Raw genomic sequence first — 15,498 nt, 5'->3', positions numbered from 1 at the left:
TTAAAGTTTGCTATCCAACGCCTCAATCAGCAACTGTAACTCTTCATATGAAGCAATACTGACACCACTTGCCAACGGATGGCCACCGCCACCGAATGATTCTGCAACATCGTTGATGACCGTCTCTTTGGAGCGTACTCTGACACGGATATTATCTGCCTCTTCCACTGCCATAAACCATATTTTAGCCTCATCTATTTCTCTATAGATGTTAACGTGCATGCTCGCTTCATTGCTTGTAAGCTCATAGTCAGAGAGTACTGAGCGCGGTACCCATACATGAAGGACCCCTTTATCCGTCATTTCGAAGTTATTGATCAGGTAACCTTTGAATTTAAACTGGTCCAAAGACTGCTTGTTCATTTCCGTCATATCCTGAGCAGCGTCAAAATCAAACTTCCTTAACTCGGAAGCCACTTTAAGTGTCAATGTGCTCGTGTTATTGAACAGGAACCTGCCGGTATCTCCAACGATACCCGAGAACAAGAGTCGCGCTGAAACATCGTTTATATAGTCATTATCGAATCCCCATGCACTCGCAAGCAAGAAGATGAGCTCAGAAGTGGATGAAACACCGGTCTCGACAATATTGATATCTCCATATGGCTCATGGTTCGGGTGATGATCGATTTTGACGACCTTATCTCCAACGGATATATCTCCGTCAATCCGCCCAACCCCTGCTGTGTCCACCACAATGAGAAGCGGTTGTTCAACAGACGTCGCTGTATCCATCTTCCCGAGAAATTCCAAGGAGGCTTCACTTTCACCGAGTGCTGTCACCTTCTTATTAGGAAAGACGCATTTCAAAATTTCTTTTAATGCAAGTTGAGATCCAATGGCATCTGGATCCGGTCTCAGATGACGCATTATGATAATCTCATCGTAACTGTTGATCATATTGAGCAACTTCTTATAGTTTTCTCTAAGAGATGTATAGTGATTTATATATTCTGTGAACAATTGAAAATCTCCTTCTGTTTGGATTTACTTGGCTAATATAATAAATTATACTACATTAAGGAATGGAGTTGTATCCGATGGAAATGTCTTATCAGATTGCTGTATCCTTTCTCGTCACCCTACTGCTTCTCAGCCTCTTCATGTTCATCGTCTATAAGATCAGGAAGATTAGAAGCGAACGTGATGTAAGAAAAGCATATTATAACAGCATATCAAGAATCTGGCTTGGTACATTGATACTGTCCTTTGGTCTAAATACGATCATCCAGTTTCCTACGGCTGTGTCCTATATTATCGGTGCACTGTTCATCGTTTTCGGTGCGTATAATATATGGCATTTCAATGCTGCAAGGAAATATTTCAAAGGTAACATACCTATTGAAGATAAAGCGTGGGCAGATTTCAATCGCAAGAACAAAAAATAGACAAGTGAGTGCTCACTTGTCTATTTTTCTTTATAGTGCTGGATAAGTAGCGTCGCCTTCGAATAGATACCATCGTTAGAGCGCGCTTCTACTTCGAGTCTTAGAAACTGGTCACCGAGATCTAGTATGTTGCCTTCGATAACGAGCTCCTGATATAGCTGGACCAATTTGATGTTCATGAAATTGAGGGTGTCGATATGATAACTATAAATATCATGACTTCGAAGCACCACCTCGGTTAACCGCTCGATTAGCCGCATCAGTTCGGACTGTGCGATGCTGCCGTACTCATCCGTCATAAACGGCATAACCCTAAGATGGATCCGGTTGTCCTCGATCCGAATTTCCCTGTCAATCAAATTTTCGGCATTGATGCCACCACCAAGCTTTCTTGGCTCCCGCTGCCTGAATACATCGCGTCTGTGCACGATACCGATCAATGTGCGCTCCTCGTCCATGACCGGAAGAATGTTAAGCTGGTGCCAACTCATCAGCTGCCTCAGACTTTGCAACGTACTCGAAGTGCTGGCGACAATGTCCGATATGCGCGTGTGTGCATCCTTTTGTCCGAGCTTATGAAGTTCTGATGATTGGATGATGCCACGAAACTTACCCGCTTCGGTCAGTATCGTCATCTGGTCTGCGGGGAAGTACTCCTTATTCCGATCGGTAAAAACATCATATACATACTCATCCTGCCTGATGACCAGGTCGCTTGCCGTAATGACATTGGTCATCATGAGTACACTGTAGAGTTCTCTTTGGATAAGAGATGCAACTGAAAAAGTATCGGCAGTTGTCGAGATGACTGGCAGTGACAATGCTTCAGCCCGCTTCAGTATTTCAGCGTCAGCGCCGAACCCACCGGTGATGAGGATGCCGGAATGGCTCTCAAGAGCGCGCCACTGGGCATCCTCACGATTTCCTACAATTAAAAGCGCGCCTTCCTCGAGATAACTCTCAAGCGCGTCTGTGCGCATGGCACCAATAATAAATTTGCTGATCTCCCGTTCCAGCCCCCGCGTACCTGCGAGCACTTTCCCCTCAATCACCCGGTTCACCTGTTCAAAACTCAGGTTACCTTCTATGTACTGCTCTTTCGGTGCGACTCTGATTGTGCCCACCCGTTCGATGGTCTTAACCAGCCCTTCCTTCTCGGCATCTTTTATCGCGCGATAGCTCGTACCATCTGAGACTTCGAGATGTGCTGATATTTGACGAACCGATATTTTCGCACCTTCCGGAAGACTATAGATATATTCCAGTATTTCATCATGCTTTGACATACAATCACCTGGCAATCATGTATAAAAATAAGGAACACCACTCCGGGTGCTCCCCTTGATTCCATTATATTCTCATCAACTAGTTAAAATCCACCGTTTCACCTGGATTGAGTACTTGGCATGTCGTTGACAACCTACTCTTAAATGTTTCTCCGTCCTGTTTAATCGGTGGGAAAGTATTGTAATGTACAGGAACAACAATTTTCGGTTTTATTAATTCATCTGTTGCATAAACAGCATCATCTATTCCCATAGTGAAGTGGTCGCCAATCGGTACGAAAGCCACATCAAAGGGGCCATTGAGTTCTGAAATCAGCTTCATATCTCCGAATATGCCCGTATCCCCGGCATGATAAATCTTCTTGTCGCCAGCTTCTAAGATGATGCCTGTCGGCATTCCTGTGTACTGGATACTGCCATCATCCTCTGTAAAGCTTGAGCTGTGGAATGCATGAACGAATTTGATGGTGCCGAATTCGAAACTCTTGCTGCCACCGATATTCATACCTATGGTTTCGAGACCTTTGCCTTCGAGATGTCCAGCCAGCTCGACCGGCGCTACAACTGTTGCGTTGTTCTTTTTTGCAATCTCGACGGTATCGCCAACATGATCGTTGTGACCGTGTGTCAGCAAAATGTAATCTACTTCTACGTCCCCGGCAACGAGATCCGTCAATTCATTACCGTTAATAAACGGATCTACAATTGCTTTGGACCCATTACTTTCGAGCATTACGATCGAATGGCCATGATAACTCAGTTTCATAAAATCCTTCCTTTCCATTTGTTACTGCATGGTATTTCTTTACCCCAAGCAACACAGAATCATTCATTGTTATGATACAATTTTGGAGAGGTGACATACATGAAAACAATTATTCGCAGCCATGTTTTATCAGAAAACCATACATCCGAAATATTGGCGCGCCAAGACTTCAGTGCGCCCAATCTCGCGCTACCTGCCATGAAGAAGATGTTACATCCGAATAGTGAGCTGTTTGTTGCACTGAACCACTGGGAAGAGACAGACCCATTTCTTCTCGGTAATATCATTATAGAAACCATGCGCATGCTTGAGGGTGTGGATGGCTTCATCACAGACCAGATTTTTGAGGATGGGTACCACCATATTAACTTGCGTTTTGTTAGTGAGCTGTCGAAACTGGTCGGTATGCGACACCTCATCGTAGGACCAAGTTTCAGTAAGGTTCCTGCTTTTTTGCAAAGCCGATTGCTTGACGAACTGATCAGCCATGATGTGTCAGGAGTAATGTACGACCTCCGTGAACACGACCTCAACGACTACAAGCAGCTCCAACCTTTGGCTAAGCTAAAAATTCATGCCAAGAAGCGGATTACAATCATACCGGTTGTTTCCACGGAAGAGCAAAAGACGGCATTAATTGGTAGCATTCCGTTTGACGTTGTGTGCATTTCTGCCTAGCAAATGTTTACCCACTTCATCCTAGGGAATAGTGTATGCAATACTCATTTAAAAGGATGTGTCAATAAATGCAAGCTGTTACTGTTCAAGGAAGCGAGAAAATCAAAGTCAAGAATATGAAAGCCCCTGAACTTCAGGAAGGGACAGATATGATAATCCGTGTCACTTCCACAGCCATCTGCGGATCCGATTTACACCTTTACAGAAAAAACATGCCAATTTCAGACGACTACATTATCGGACATGAACCTATGGGGATTGTCGAAGAAGTCGGGCCAGGAGTTAAAAAAATCAAAAAAGGCGACCGCGTTGTTATTCCTTTCAATATCAGTTGTGGGGAATGTCATTTCTGCAAGCATGAAATGGAAAGTCAATGTGATAATTCCAATCCACACGCAGATACTGGTGCTTACTTCGGATTTTCAGAAGCATTTGGCAACTATCCTGGCGGACAGGCCGAATACTTGAGAGTACCTTATGCTGATTTCACATCGTTCGTAGTACCCAAAGAAAGTGAGCTCGAAGATGAAAGCGTACTTTTCCTCTCCGACGTAATGCCAACAGCATATTGGAGTGTGGAACACAGTGGTGTTAAAAAGGGAGATACCGTAATTGTACTCGGTTCTGGTCCTATCGGTCTTATGACGCAAAAGTTCGCATGGATGAAAGGTGCATCACGTGTTATTGCCGTTGACCATAATGAAGTAAGACTTGAGCATGCGAAGCGCACTAACAACGTTGAAACCTTCAACTACAAATCGTATGATGATATTGGTAAGCATCTCCATGAATCCACTAAAGGCGGTGCAGAAGTCGTCATTGACTGTGTCGGTATGGATGGTGAAATCACAGTCAAGGATCGTATTAAGTCCCTCGGCGGTCAAGTCGGCACCATCGATCCAATAATCACTGCTGCAGACTGTGTACAGAAGTTTGGCACGATCCAACTGACAGGTGTGTACGGAGCCCCAGCCAATGGGTTCCCACTCCCACAAATCTTCTCGAGAAATGTCATTGTAAAATCCGGTCAAGCACCGGTCATCCACTTCATGCCTAAGTTATACGATATGGTTGAGAAGGGAGAAATCGATCCAACTGACATCATTACTCACAATGTACCACTGAAGGAAGCTGAGAAGATGTACAAAATATTTAATGGTCACGAAGATGATTGCATCAAAGTCGTCATGAAGCCATAAAACAAAACTCCGGAGCATTTGCTCCGGAGTTTTATTTATTTCTATAAGAATTCACTGATTTCTCGATAATCAAGATCTTGGGCTTCCGCAACAGCCTTGTACGTTACGTGACCTTGGATTGTATTGAAGCCACCGAGTAAGGAAGGGTTCTGCTTCGCGGCTTCTTTATAGCCTTTATTAGCAATTTGAAGTCCATACGCCATAGTGGCATTTGTCAGTGCAATGGTAGATGTACGCGGTACAGCACCTGGCATATTCGCTACAGCATAATGAACGACGTCATGCTTGAAATAGATTGGATCATCATGTGTTGTGACTTTATCCGTCGTCTCAAAAATACCGCCTTGATCGATGGCAATATCCACAATCACAGATCCCGCATTCATCGAACGGATCATTTCTTCTGTGACGAGACGCGGGGCGCGTGCTCCTGGTATGAGTACGGCACCAATTACGAGATCGCTCTCTTTGACCGCCTGAGCAATGTTGAGTGGTGAAGACATGAGCGTCTGGACATTCGTCCCGAACAGATCGTCAAGCTCTCTCAAACGTTTCGGATTGAGATCAAGCACTGTAACGTCGGCACCGAGACCGATGGCCATCTTGGCTGCATTTGTCCCCGCAATACCTCCGCCGATGATGGCGACTTTCCCTCTGGATACGCCCGGTACGCCGCTGAGCAGGATACCTTTGCCGCCCTTGATCTTCTGCAAGTACTCCGCACCGACTTGTGCCGCCATACGACCTGCCACTTCGCTCATTGGTGATAGTAGAGGCAGTGAACCATCCGGCAACTGGATTGTTTCATAGGCAATCGATGTCACCTTATTTTCAAGCAAGGCCTGGGTTAGTTCCCTCTCAGGTGCCAGATGCAGATATGTAAACAGGATCATATTCTCTCTGAAATAACCGAACTCCTCCGGCAGTGGTTCCTTGACCTTTACTACCATTTCCACATCCCAGACTTCATTTGCAGTGTTCACAATTTTAGCGCCTGCAGCTGTGTAGTCTGCATCTTCAAAATAAGATCCTGACCCTGCATTTTTCTCAACCAGTACGGTGTGGCCCGCTTCAACGAAAGCGTGCACCCCACCCGGTGTCAGCCCAACTCGGCTTTCATTATTCTTGATCTCTCTTGGTACCCCTATAATCATTTCTTGAAACCCCTTTCAGTGATGGAACTATGAACGCCACAATTATATCACAGAGTTCACAAAATAGTCATTCTGTCCCAGTATAAAAGTTATAACTATCCTAAAATGTGGTATAGTATGATTGAAAGCGCTACATTAATGGAGGGGGTATTAATATGCTCAAGTATGATAACATTCTTATCGCAGTCGATGGTTCAAGAGAAGCGGAATGGGCATTTCACAAAGCGATTGATATTGCCAAACGTAATGATTCCAAGCTCTCCATCATCAATGTCATCGATACACGTTCCTTCGCATCCGTAGAAGCATACGATCGTACAATTTCCCAGCGCGCGAATGATTTTGCACAGAAATTGCTCGATGGTTATGAAGAACTCGCGCGTGACCGTGGTGTCCAGAAGGTGGATAAAATCATCGACTACGGCTCACCGAAGTCCATCATTCCGAAAAAGGCAGTTAAGAAGACAGGTGCAGACCTTATTGCCTGCGGTGCCACCGGCCTGAATGCAGTCGAACGCTTCATCATCGGTTCCGTTTCAGAAGCAATCGTAAGACATGCACCTTGTGATGTATTGGTTGTTAGAACGGAAACATTGCCAGACGACTTCGAACCTGTGGTTGCGACTGAAGAGTTTATGAATGAAAACAAATAGCCGTATAAAAGCACCCCCGGAATGAAATATCCCGGAGGTGCTTTTATACGGTTATAGAAGTTCCATGAACTCCCCTTCACTTATGATTCGTATGTTATGACCATTTGAGATCATCTCTAGTGCTTGTTTTGTCTTGTTACTTTGCTTTGTACCCCGCTGTGTTTTGTCACCGACTACTAGATAATCTGTATGCCTCGATATAGACTTCTCGTAGACTGCGCCGATATCCGTCACAGACTGGGCTGCAGCAGCTCTCTTGATCTGAGACAATGCACCTGTGAAACATACGTACTTGCCATAAAGTCGATGATCCGGCTTGAACTTTGTCTTATCTACTGAAACTTCATCCGTTTTCGAACGTCTGCTTCTTGAATCCTTTTTACGGAACCCTCTACCACCGAGCGTTCCTATATCATAGTTGTGCTTTTCATTGAAAGCATCGAGATCCATGCCATGCTGTTCAAATATATGATGGGCGATTAGCCCGCTCATCCTGGCATCAGCTAGTGCATTGTGGTGGTTGGAATTGTCAATACCAAAGTATGCAGACATTGCTGGCAACCTATATGAAGACATTTTATAGAGCTGCTTTGACAATCTAAAAGAGCAGAAATACTTAAAAGGTGGAATTTCCATACCGTATTTTTTGTAGGCATCCTCGAGTGCATGCATATCAAACTGTGAGAAATGAGCAACGAGCGGATAGTTTTCGATAAAGTCTTCAACCTCTTTCATCACCTGGGGAAAATTTGGTTGGTCTACTACATCCGCTTCCATGATACCGTGAATGTTGATATTCATACGTGCAAAATACTCCACTTCTGGATTTACCAGAGAGTAGTATTCATCTATAATTTCACCATCTTTGAACTTAACCAGTCCAATTGAGCAAATCGAACTACGACTACCATTGGCTGTCTCTAAATCTACTGCTACATAGTTCATTATATATTTCACCTTCGTCTTATAGAATTCTTATATTATGCTGGATACATCAGGGCACTAATACTTATCAACAATAGGATTAGTGAAAGAATGATGGCACCCATGCCCAGATACTTATAATATTTCTTTTCATTATTTTTTTGCTTGCCACCATTATATTCAAAAAGAAGTATGACACCGTTCAGCCCTACCACCACAGGGAGAAAGAAATATCTAATGGTTGATTCCGGGCCGATCCAGCCGGAAAAGTACGCAATCACGTAAAGCAAACAGAAAACAACCAAGGTCCAAATTGTAAGTCTTTTGATCCTACCTTCTCCCTTCTTGATATAGATTGTTATAGTTTAAATTATCACATACTCGATATACTTATTGCACGTATCGACACCTGGTATGTAATTGAATACCATAAAGGACCAACTTTTATCAGATATACTTGATAAAAGTTGGTCCTTTTGAATATTTGCACTCTACTGTACCCTTAAATTTCTAGTAGCATCAATTAGCCAGCATCTTAGTCGTATTTAGAGTATTTTTTTGATCTATCCAAAAATCGGCCACGCAAAGATCAGTCTAGATTTTCTATTGCATATGCCGCTTCTTCTTCTGTAAATTTCTCTCCATACTCCGAAACAAGCTGATCATAAATGCTAGCATGAGACATATCCATAAGTTCTTGATAGCTTCTTGCTGATTCCAGAGCATTATTTTCCCAATCATATTCAATATTATCTATCGCATATTGTGCAGCTTCCTCAGGGAAGTTTTCTCCGTACTCGGAAGTAAGCTGTTCATAAATTCCGGCTTTAGACATATGCATCAGCTCAGCGTAAGTATAGGCACTATTCAATGCCGATTGCCACTCTCTAGGTACTTCGCTATCTCCAGCCTCTTTTTGTTCTGTTTCTGCAGATTCTTCTTCACTCGTTACTTCTAATTCTTGAGGTTCATTTGCGCCTTCTAATTCAGCCAACTCCACTTTCAGTTCTGAAACTTCGCCCTGTAACGAATCATTCTCATCTAGAACTGCCTCGTATTTATCCTCTGCTTCTTTTGTGGATGCTAGTTCTTCCTCAAGCTCTGAGACCTGACTTTTGAGAGCTTCATTCTCCTTTGTTAAATCGGATTCCCCGCTCTCATCTGTTTCTTTCTCTGATGACATTTCTTCTTTAAGCTGTGATATTTGATCTCTTAAATCTTTGTTCTCTTTTTCTAGGCTTGCTACCGATTCCTCGTTTGCCACCGTATCGGCCCCGATTTCTTCGCTATCACAACTAGCCAGTAAAAAAGTAGCGATTACGCTTCCTGATAATATACAACGTTTCAAGTCAATCCCCTCCATTTGACTATATTTACATATATTATATAGTTTTCATAAAAAGACTTCCACAATATATTAATCACTCTGAATAGTATATAAATAACCCCTTATCAAAGTATGATAAGAGGTTATTTATATACTATATTTATTGGAGTCCTGCTATTCTCATGACGTCTCTAGCAATCATAACTTCCTCGTCAGTCGGAATGATAATGATCTTGACTGGAGAATACGGATGGTTGATGAATTTTTCCTCACCACGGACTTTATTCATTGTTGGATCGAAGTACACGCCCATGAATTCGAGTCCCTGAACTACTTTTTCACGAACGATATCGGAGTTCTCACCCACACCGGCTGTGAATATAATGGCATCAAGTCCGCCCATACGTGTCGCATAAGAACCCATGTATTTGTGGATTCTTTCGCCGAATACTTCCAATGCAAGGATAGCTCTTTCGTTGCCCTCTTGCGCTTCGCTTTCTATATCGCGAAGATCACTTGAGAATCCGCTGACACCGAGTAAACCGGATTCCTTATTCAATACATTCAGTACTTCAACTGCTGATTTTCCAGTCTTCTCCATGATGTAGGGTATGAGCGCCGGGTCGATGTTACCTGAACGTGTTCCCATTGTGACACCTGCAAGTGGCGTGAAGCCCATGGAAGTATCTACTGACTTACCGCCTTTGACTGCAGCGATACTCGCACCATTTCCGAGGTGACAGCTAATAATCCTCAGTTCTTCAAGTGGTCTGCCCATCAGTTCACTGGCACGTTCTGTGACGTATTTATGGCTTGTACCATGGAAACCATATTTTCTGATGCCATAGTCTTCGTAATAGTTGTATGGCAGACTGTAGAGATATGAACTCTCAGGCATTGTCTGGTGGAACGAAGTGTCGAATACAGCAACGTGCGGTACATCAGGCAGTAACTCGCGGAATGCATTGATTCCCATCAGGTTGGCTGGGTTGTGGAGCGGTGCGAGTTCACTGAGTTCTTGGATATGGCGAATTGTTTCGTCGTCGATCAGCGCTGAGTCATCGAAAATTTCTCCACCGTGAACAACCCTATGGCCACTGGCTTCTATTTCATTGATGTCCTTGATGACATTGAAGTCGACAAGTTCCTTAAGCATGATATTGACCGCTTCTTCGTGGTCTTTGAAATTTTGTTCAATCTTGTGCTTTTCTCCATCCACAGTAATAGAAAAAATACCGTTTTCTAGTCCAATACGTTCTACAAGTCCTTTTGCGATTTCTTTTTCCTCAGGCATCTCAAAAAGTTGGAACTTAAAAGATGAGCTACCTGCATTTATAGCGATTATCTTAGACATGTTTTCCTCCCGAATTTTTAATTTCTAGTGTAGTTATCATACCATGATTCTGTCTGTTCCAAGAAGTGTTTGAACTGTGACGCATTCTTGAAATCGGGCACATCTCCAATTAACACTTCATTGTTTTTAAGTGGAGAAAAATTCTTCTTCAACACTATAATCGATTTGCGCTGATTCTCAGTCTTGAAAATGCTTTTCGGCAGGTTTAGGAACATTAGAAGCGTTGCACTTTCAGACAAGTACTGCTTGATGGTCTCATTGTCCTTCTCAAGCATGTTTGAAGGCACCACGAATACACCGATTCCGTCATCTTTGACGTAAGTCATTGCACTTTCAAGCATTAATAGATGTGCATAGCTCTTGCCTTCTTTGAATGCGGTAGTGAAACCATCGACTTCAATCGGATAATAACCGACTGGAAGATCACCGATGGCTGCATCGACTGTATTGATTCTGGCCGGCTCGATGATATCTTGAGGATAAATATCCATCGGCACCTCAAGGAACTCACAAAGATTTGCGCTAAGGCGTGCAAGCACGGGGTCCACTTCGACTCCTGCCAACTTTGCGTTTTCAGCCTGCTCTCTCACCGTCATCGCCAGATGTCCGGTACCACTGCCGGCATCAAGCATTGTTGGTGATTTGCCAGCAAAAAGCTGGACTAGATGGGCGACCATATATCCGATTGTATCAGGTGTTAGTTGATGATTCGGCTGAACTTGTTCCTTTTGAACTTGGTAGAGATAAGCAAACTGGAATGCTTTTCTGCGCTCGGCAAAGGAACCTTCTGCTTCAACATAAAGAAGTGCTTCTCCCAGTGCTTCGAGTCTTGAGGCACCCGGGTTCTCCTCTAAAAGATGATCCGTTTCCTCTAAAAGTTTCTGATATGTTTTCTCCATATTCGTCTGTTCCATAAACTCTCCTCATTGCCATAAAATATGGACTGCCAATGGCTGGCAGTCCAGAATCCTTGTATATTATATTACATTGATTGCAATGCTTCAATTGCTTTGTCGTAATTCGGATGATCCGTACCTTCTGGGACGTATTCGACATATACAACTTCGTTATTCTCATCGAGAATAAATACGCTACGTGCCAGTAGTCTCAGTTCTTCCATTACAACACCATAGTTCTCACCGAAAGATAGGTCTCTGTGGTCACTTAAGGTCACTGCGCTATCAAGCCCCTTATCTGCAGACCATCTTTTCTGAGCAAAAGGCAAGTCGTTGGATATAGTGAGAACCACTGTATTGTCCACATCTACGACCTTTTCGTTAAACGTTTTGGTTTGGATGCTGCATACCCCTGTATCGATGGATGGGATGACACTGATTAATTTTTTCTTTCCTTCGTAATCACTGAGGCTGACTGGCTCAAGATCTGTATCCAGCACTGTGAAATCCGGTGCCTGATCTCCTTTTTTCAGTTCTTCACCTCTTAAAGTCATTGGGTTTCCCTTAAAAGTTACATCGGCCATTTAAAATCATCCTCCTGATATAGTTACTGTCCGTCATATGTTTCCCTCATATAGCGGGATTTAATCATGTTTTTATAACTTTGGTAATTATTTTTAACTACATAAGTGTCCGCAAAGAAATCGTGAAGTCCAATTCTATTCTCAGTAAAGATGACCGTTAGATAAGGTAAGTAGAATAGACTGTTGTTAATGAAACGTCCGATCAGTTCACGAAAGACCACTTGAACAAAGGTCAGCTTGCCACCATTTTGCGAAATCACACTTGTACCCGTAATCATCTTCCCGAGAGTAGCCTGGAAGAAATGGGTCATCAGTATGAAATAGGTGAAATATATGACAGCTACCATAATATTATCAGCACTGAAGAATGGTATCCACAGATATGCTTCCTTGATACCTAGTACATTCAGTATTGGATAAACAACAATCTGCGAAATCGACCACAATATGACAATGTCGATGATGTAACTGACAAGTCTCGTAAAGAAATGTGCATTTGCCATATAGTCGAGCTTGTCGGACAGGGAATCATTGGTTTCCGGTCTATATCTTTCACTTTGTTCCATAAAGTTCCCCCCTACTGCTCGTACAGGTACATTGGTGCAGCACCTTGTCTATTTCTAAGCAGTGATTCAATCTGTGCGATCTCAGTATTGCCAAAAAGGCCACTGATAAAACTTTTCGCCTTGTAGTTGAAGGAGATACGGTTGTTCCCATCATAGCCATATTCAATAACTTCAGGGTTGCCGCCGATAGTCTCTTTTAGGTCGGCCAATGCATCTTCGACGTAGCCAATCTGATCCACAAGACCATTGTCAACAGCATCACCACCGAGATATATCCGTCCGTCTGCAAGATCTCTGACTTCCGCCTCATCCATGCCACGCCCTTCGGATACAACAGAAACAAAGTCGTCATACATGCTATCGACCATGCTCTGAACATACTCCGTCTCTTCTTCTGTCGGATCTTTGTGGCCTCCGAGCATCTCCTTCATATCACCGCTTGTGTAGGTCTCAAACTCAATACCAAAGTCTTCAGCAAGCTGGCTGTAGTTGATACTTTGCATGATCACACCGATGGAACCCGTCAGAGTTTCTTCAGAAGCGAAGATTTGATCGGCAGGTGCTGATACATAGTACCCCCCTGAAGCAGCCATGCCACCCATTGAACTGTAGATTGTCTTACCGGCTTCCTTAGCTTCCACCAGATATTTATGTACTTCTGCGCTCTCGTAGACGCCGCCTCCCGGGGAATCAACATTCAGTAGTATTCCTTCTATACTGTCGTCAGAAATAATTTCCTTCAAAGCCTCGATCGTCAACCTGTGATTGTAGCCTTGCGCGGCAAACATGCCAGAATCACCGGAATCCATAATTGTCCCTTCCACATTCAGCATGGCGATTCTACTGTTTGCATCTCCCGCCTCAACGATAAAAGAAGGTGGAAACTCTGTGCTTGCGAAATCGTCGAATAAGCTTTCCCAATCGCTTGCCCATAGCGTATTGTAAACTGATGCAGCTACGCCAAAGAAAAACAGACACAATGCAACGACAACTGCGATAATTCTCTTCACACCAACATCCCTTTCTACTTATATTGTATACTGTTTTTATGATAACATATACTTATCATCTACAGTGAACAGGAGTGAACGGATTGACAAATTATAAAACAATCTACTTCTTTGCACCACACGGAGAAGAGACAGAGACTATACGGGAAGATTTATCAAAATTATTCGAAAGACTTGGTATCAGTACGGTGGAATCCGATAAAGAAGCAGATATCATCGCATCCATTGGAGGAGATGGTGCTTTTCTACAAGCGGTAAGGCGCAGTGATTTCAGAGACGACTGCGTTTATCTCGGCATCGCTATAGACAGCGGCAAGTACTTCTATGTTGATTTCCATTACCAGGATCTCCAAAGCCTTGAGGAATCATTCCAAAAAGACGACATCGATGTCAGAAACTATCCGGCACTTGAAGTAAGAGTGAACGACAACGAACCGAGCTACTGTCTAAACGAATTCACATTGCGTTCAAGTATTGTCAGAACGATAAAGATGGATGTATATATTAGCGGCTTTCTTTTTGAACAGTTCAATGGAGATGGCATATTAGTTTCTACACCAACCGGTTCAACCGGCTACAATAAATCACTTGGTGGCGCAGTTGTCGACCCACTTGTTCATGCCATACAAGTCACGGAAATGGCAAGTGTCAATAACAATACGCACCGTACACTCGGTACAAGCTTTCTTCTCAGCAAAGAGCGTCCATTGACACTTCTCATCGACAAGAACGTTGACTATTATCCAGTCATGTCCCTCGATAACGAGGCGATGAGCATGAGAAACACTGAAAAAGTGGAACTTGGCATGAGCGACAAACTTATTAAAACTTTGAAACTTAAGAACAACACGTTCTGGCATAAAGCACAAAGAAACTTCCTCTAAGGTAGAGGAAGTTTCAGATTGTAGGCAAACGCATTTTGAAATGCGTTTGCTTTTTTATTATCACGACAGGAAAAAATCGTAAATATTTTTAATAATAAGTACTGAGGTCACAATTATGAACAATGCCTTAACATAGCCGACCCCTCTCGAGATTGCTAGATGCGCACCTACGTATGAACCAAGAACCATACTTCCTGCCATTGCAAATCCATACGTATAGCTGACTTCTCCCATGATGATGAAAAGAAGTAGTCCTCCGATGTTGCTGGCAAAATTTAATACTTTGGCATTTCCTGCAGACTTTAAGAAGTCGAAGCCAGTAAATAGCATCAGAAACATCAAGAACGAGCCTGTGCCCCCACCCATGAAACCATCATAGAACCCGATGAGCAGAACAAAAAATACAAGGATGACAACCTTCTTTGGGGTGAATACCATTTTTTTCTCCATACCCCCCCAATCCTTCTTCACCAATGTATAAATGAGCACAAAGATCAGCATGACAAGCACAAGAGGTTTCAGTATTTCCCCAGGCATCCGCACTGCTAAAAGCGCACCACCAATCGATAATATGAAACTAAGCGGAAACAGTTTCATAACTAAGCGGAAGTCTACATGCCTCGCACGTAGAAATTTCAAGGAGCTCGTCAGAGAGCCAAAAGATGACGCAAGCTTATTTGTACCAAGTGCTGTTGCAGGCGACATGCCTGTGGCAAGCAGTGCCGGAATGGACACGAGTCCACCACCCCCTACAACAGAGTCAATAAAGGCTGCGAGAAAACCGAATGCAATAACAAGTAGTAGCGTGGAAATTTCAATATCCGGCATC

18 protein-coding genes are annotated in these 15,498 nt (G+C 43.3%); 5 read left to right on the top strand and 13 right to left on the bottom strand.

Annotated features, from left to right (window positions below; genetic code table 11):
• Complete coding sequence (locus ACFOJ8_RS03725; RefSeq protein ID WP_380653473.1) at positions 1-963, bottom strand: DHH family phosphoesterase; 963 nt, start codon at positions 961-963, stop codon at positions 1-3.
• 77 nt (positions 964-1,040) lie between these two features.
• On the opposite strand from ACFOJ8_RS03725, the gene ACFOJ8_RS03720 reads away from it, so the two are divergent.
• Complete coding sequence (locus ACFOJ8_RS03720) at positions 1,041-1,388, top strand: YtpI family protein (protein WP_380653470.1); 348 nt, start codon at positions 1,041-1,043, stop codon at positions 1,386-1,388.
• A gap of 20 nt (positions 1,389-1,408) precedes the next feature.
• On the opposite strand, the gene ACFOJ8_RS03715 is transcribed toward ACFOJ8_RS03720, so the two are convergent.
• On the bottom strand, positions 1,409-2,674 hold the full coding sequence (locus ACFOJ8_RS03715; RefSeq protein WP_380653467.1) for a DRTGG domain-containing protein: 1,266 nt from the start codon (positions 2,672-2,674) through the stop codon (positions 1,409-1,411).
• 79 nt (positions 2,675-2,753) lie between these two features.
• A complete protein-coding gene (locus tag ACFOJ8_RS03710) occupies positions 2,754-3,440 on the bottom strand; it encodes a metal-dependent hydrolase (protein ID WP_380653464.1) in 687 nt (228 codons plus the stop codon).
• Between the two features lie 99 nt (positions 3,441-3,539).
• On the opposite strand from ACFOJ8_RS03710, the gene ACFOJ8_RS03705 reads away from it, so the two are divergent.
• Complete coding sequence (locus ACFOJ8_RS03705) at positions 3,540-4,118, top strand: hypothetical protein (RefSeq protein WP_380653461.1); 579 nt, start codon at positions 3,540-3,542, stop codon at positions 4,116-4,118.
• A gap of 68 nt (positions 4,119-4,186) precedes the next feature.
• On the top strand, positions 4,187-5,317 hold the full coding sequence (locus ACFOJ8_RS03700; protein WP_380653458.1) for an alcohol dehydrogenase catalytic domain-containing protein: 1,131 nt from the start codon (positions 4,187-4,189) through the stop codon (positions 5,315-5,317).
• Between the two features lie 41 nt (positions 5,318-5,358).
• Here ACFOJ8_RS03700 and ald read toward each other — a convergent pair whose 3' ends face one another.
• On the bottom strand, positions 5,359-6,471 hold the full coding sequence (gene ald / locus ACFOJ8_RS03695) for an alanine dehydrogenase (RefSeq protein ID WP_380653455.1): 1,113 nt from the start codon (positions 6,469-6,471) through the stop codon (positions 5,359-5,361).
• A 155-nt stretch (positions 6,472-6,626) separates the two neighbouring features.
• Between ald and ACFOJ8_RS03690 the strand changes: the two genes are divergently transcribed.
• Entirely contained in the window at positions 6,627-7,124 is a 498-nt protein-coding gene (locus tag ACFOJ8_RS03690; RefSeq protein ID WP_380653453.1) for a universal stress protein, read from the top strand.
• 51 nt (positions 7,125-7,175) lie between these two features.
• On the opposite strand, the gene ACFOJ8_RS03685 is transcribed toward ACFOJ8_RS03690, so the two are convergent.
• From ACFOJ8_RS03685 to sppA, 8 genes are all read right to left on the bottom strand, one after another.
• The gene (locus tag ACFOJ8_RS03685) at positions 7,176-8,069 is read right to left on the bottom strand and encodes an exonuclease domain-containing protein (protein WP_380653450.1); all 894 of its coding nucleotides are present in this window, start codon (positions 8,067-8,069) and stop codon (positions 7,176-7,178) included.
• A 35-nt stretch (positions 8,070-8,104) separates the two neighbouring features.
• Positions 8,105-8,329, bottom strand: a complete 225-nt coding sequence (locus ACFOJ8_RS03680) for a hypothetical protein (RefSeq protein WP_380659881.1) — start codon at positions 8,327-8,329, stop codon at positions 8,105-8,107.
• 308 nt (positions 8,330-8,637) lie between these two features.
• Positions 8,638-9,396 (bottom strand): Ltp family lipoprotein, encoded by a 759-nt coding sequence (locus tag ACFOJ8_RS03675; RefSeq protein WP_380653447.1) that lies wholly within the window; start codon positions 9,394-9,396, stop codon positions 8,638-8,640.
• A gap of 139 nt (positions 9,397-9,535) precedes the next feature.
• The gene (locus ACFOJ8_RS03670) at positions 9,536-10,729 is read right to left on the bottom strand and encodes an acetate kinase (protein ID WP_380653444.1); all 1,194 of its coding nucleotides are present in this window, start codon (positions 10,727-10,729) and stop codon (positions 9,536-9,538) included.
• Positions 10,730-10,746: 17 nt separating this feature from the next.
• Positions 10,747-11,643, bottom strand: a complete 897-nt coding sequence (locus ACFOJ8_RS03665) for a class I SAM-dependent methyltransferase (protein WP_380653441.1) — start codon at positions 11,641-11,643, stop codon at positions 10,747-10,749.
• A 68-nt stretch (positions 11,644-11,711) separates the two neighbouring features.
• Positions 11,712-12,209 carry a thiol peroxidase gene (gene tpx, locus ACFOJ8_RS03660; protein ID WP_380653439.1) on the bottom strand — a complete coding sequence of 166 codons (498 nt, stop codon included), beginning with the start codon at positions 12,207-12,209 and terminating at the stop codon, positions 11,712-11,714.
• Positions 12,210-12,232: 23 nt separating this feature from the next.
• Positions 12,233-12,775, bottom strand: coding sequence for an RDD family protein (locus ACFOJ8_RS03655; protein WP_380653436.1), 543 nt, complete (start codon positions 12,773-12,775; stop codon positions 12,233-12,235).
• Positions 12,776-12,786: 11 nt separating this feature from the next.
• Positions 12,787-13,785: a signal peptide peptidase SppA gene (sppA, locus tag ACFOJ8_RS03650; protein ID WP_380653433.1), complete on the bottom strand. Its 999-nt coding sequence runs from the start codon at positions 13,783-13,785 to the stop codon at positions 12,787-12,789.
• 83 nt (positions 13,786-13,868) lie between these two features.
• Here sppA and ACFOJ8_RS03645 point away from each other — a divergent pair, with 83 nt between their 5' ends.
• Complete coding sequence (locus tag ACFOJ8_RS03645; protein WP_380653430.1) at positions 13,869-14,669, top strand: NAD kinase; 801 nt, start codon at positions 13,869-13,871, stop codon at positions 14,667-14,669.
• 60 nt (positions 14,670-14,729) lie between these two features.
• Here ACFOJ8_RS03645 and ACFOJ8_RS03640 read toward each other — a convergent pair whose 3' ends face one another.
• Complete coding sequence (locus tag ACFOJ8_RS03640; RefSeq protein WP_380653427.1) at positions 14,730-15,497, bottom strand: TSUP family transporter; 768 nt, start codon at positions 15,495-15,497, stop codon at positions 14,730-14,732.
• Position 15,498: the final 1 nt, after the last annotated feature.

This window comes from Salinicoccus sesuvii (genome assembly GCF_042648145.1).
Taxonomy (GTDB): Bacteria; Bacillota; Bacilli; order Staphylococcales; family Salinicoccaceae; genus Salinicoccus; species Salinicoccus sesuvii.
Note: the sequence above shows the minus strand (reverse complement) of the source record. Positions and strands in the feature narration are given on the sequence as shown.

Excerpts from the sequence above, each read along its gene's own strand:
- ACFOJ8_RS03690 (WP_380653453.1), top strand. The coding sequence starts at position 6,627 with ATGCTCAAGTATGATAACATTCTTATCGCAGTCGATGGTTCAAGAGAA.
- ACFOJ8_RS03700 (WP_380653458.1), top strand. The coding sequence starts at position 4,187 with ATGCAAGCTGTTACTGTTCAAGGAAGCGAGAAAATCAAAGTCAAGAAT.
- ACFOJ8_RS03710 (WP_380653464.1), bottom strand. The coding sequence starts at position 3,440 with ATGAAACTGAGTTATCATGGCCATTCGATCGTAATGCTCGAAAGTAAT.
- ACFOJ8_RS03670 (WP_380653444.1), bottom strand. The coding sequence starts at position 10,729 with ATGTCTAAGATAATCGCTATAAATGCAGGTAGCTCATCTTTTAAGTTC.
- ACFOJ8_RS03665 (WP_380653441.1), bottom strand. The coding sequence starts at position 11,643 with ATGGAACAGACGAATATGGAGAAAACATATCAGAAACTTTTAGAGGAA.
- ACFOJ8_RS03640 (WP_380653427.1), bottom strand. The coding sequence starts at position 15,497 with ATGCCGGATATTGAAATTTCCACGCTACTACTTGTTATTGCATTCGGT.
- ACFOJ8_RS03715 (WP_380653467.1), bottom strand. The coding sequence starts at position 2,674 with ATGTCAAAGCATGATGAAATACTGGAATATATCTATAGTCTTCCGGAA.
- tpx (WP_380653439.1), bottom strand. The coding sequence starts at position 12,209 with ATGGCCGATGTAACTTTTAAGGGAAACCCAATGACTTTAAGAGGTGAA.
- ACFOJ8_RS03720 (WP_380653470.1), top strand. The coding sequence starts at position 1,041 with ATGGAAATGTCTTATCAGATTGCTGTATCCTTTCTCGTCACCCTACTG.
- ald (WP_380653455.1), bottom strand. The coding sequence starts at position 6,471 with ATGATTATAGGGGTACCAAGAGAGATCAAGAATAATGAAAGCCGAGTT.
- ACFOJ8_RS03655 (WP_380653436.1), bottom strand. The coding sequence starts at position 12,775 with ATGGAACAAAGTGAAAGATATAGACCGGAAACCAATGATTCCCTGTCC.
- ACFOJ8_RS03705 (WP_380653461.1), top strand. The coding sequence starts at position 3,540 with ATGAAAACAATTATTCGCAGCCATGTTTTATCAGAAAACCATACATCC.
- ACFOJ8_RS03685 (WP_380653450.1), bottom strand. The coding sequence starts at position 8,069 with ATGAACTATGTAGCAGTAGATTTAGAGACAGCCAATGGTAGTCGTAGT.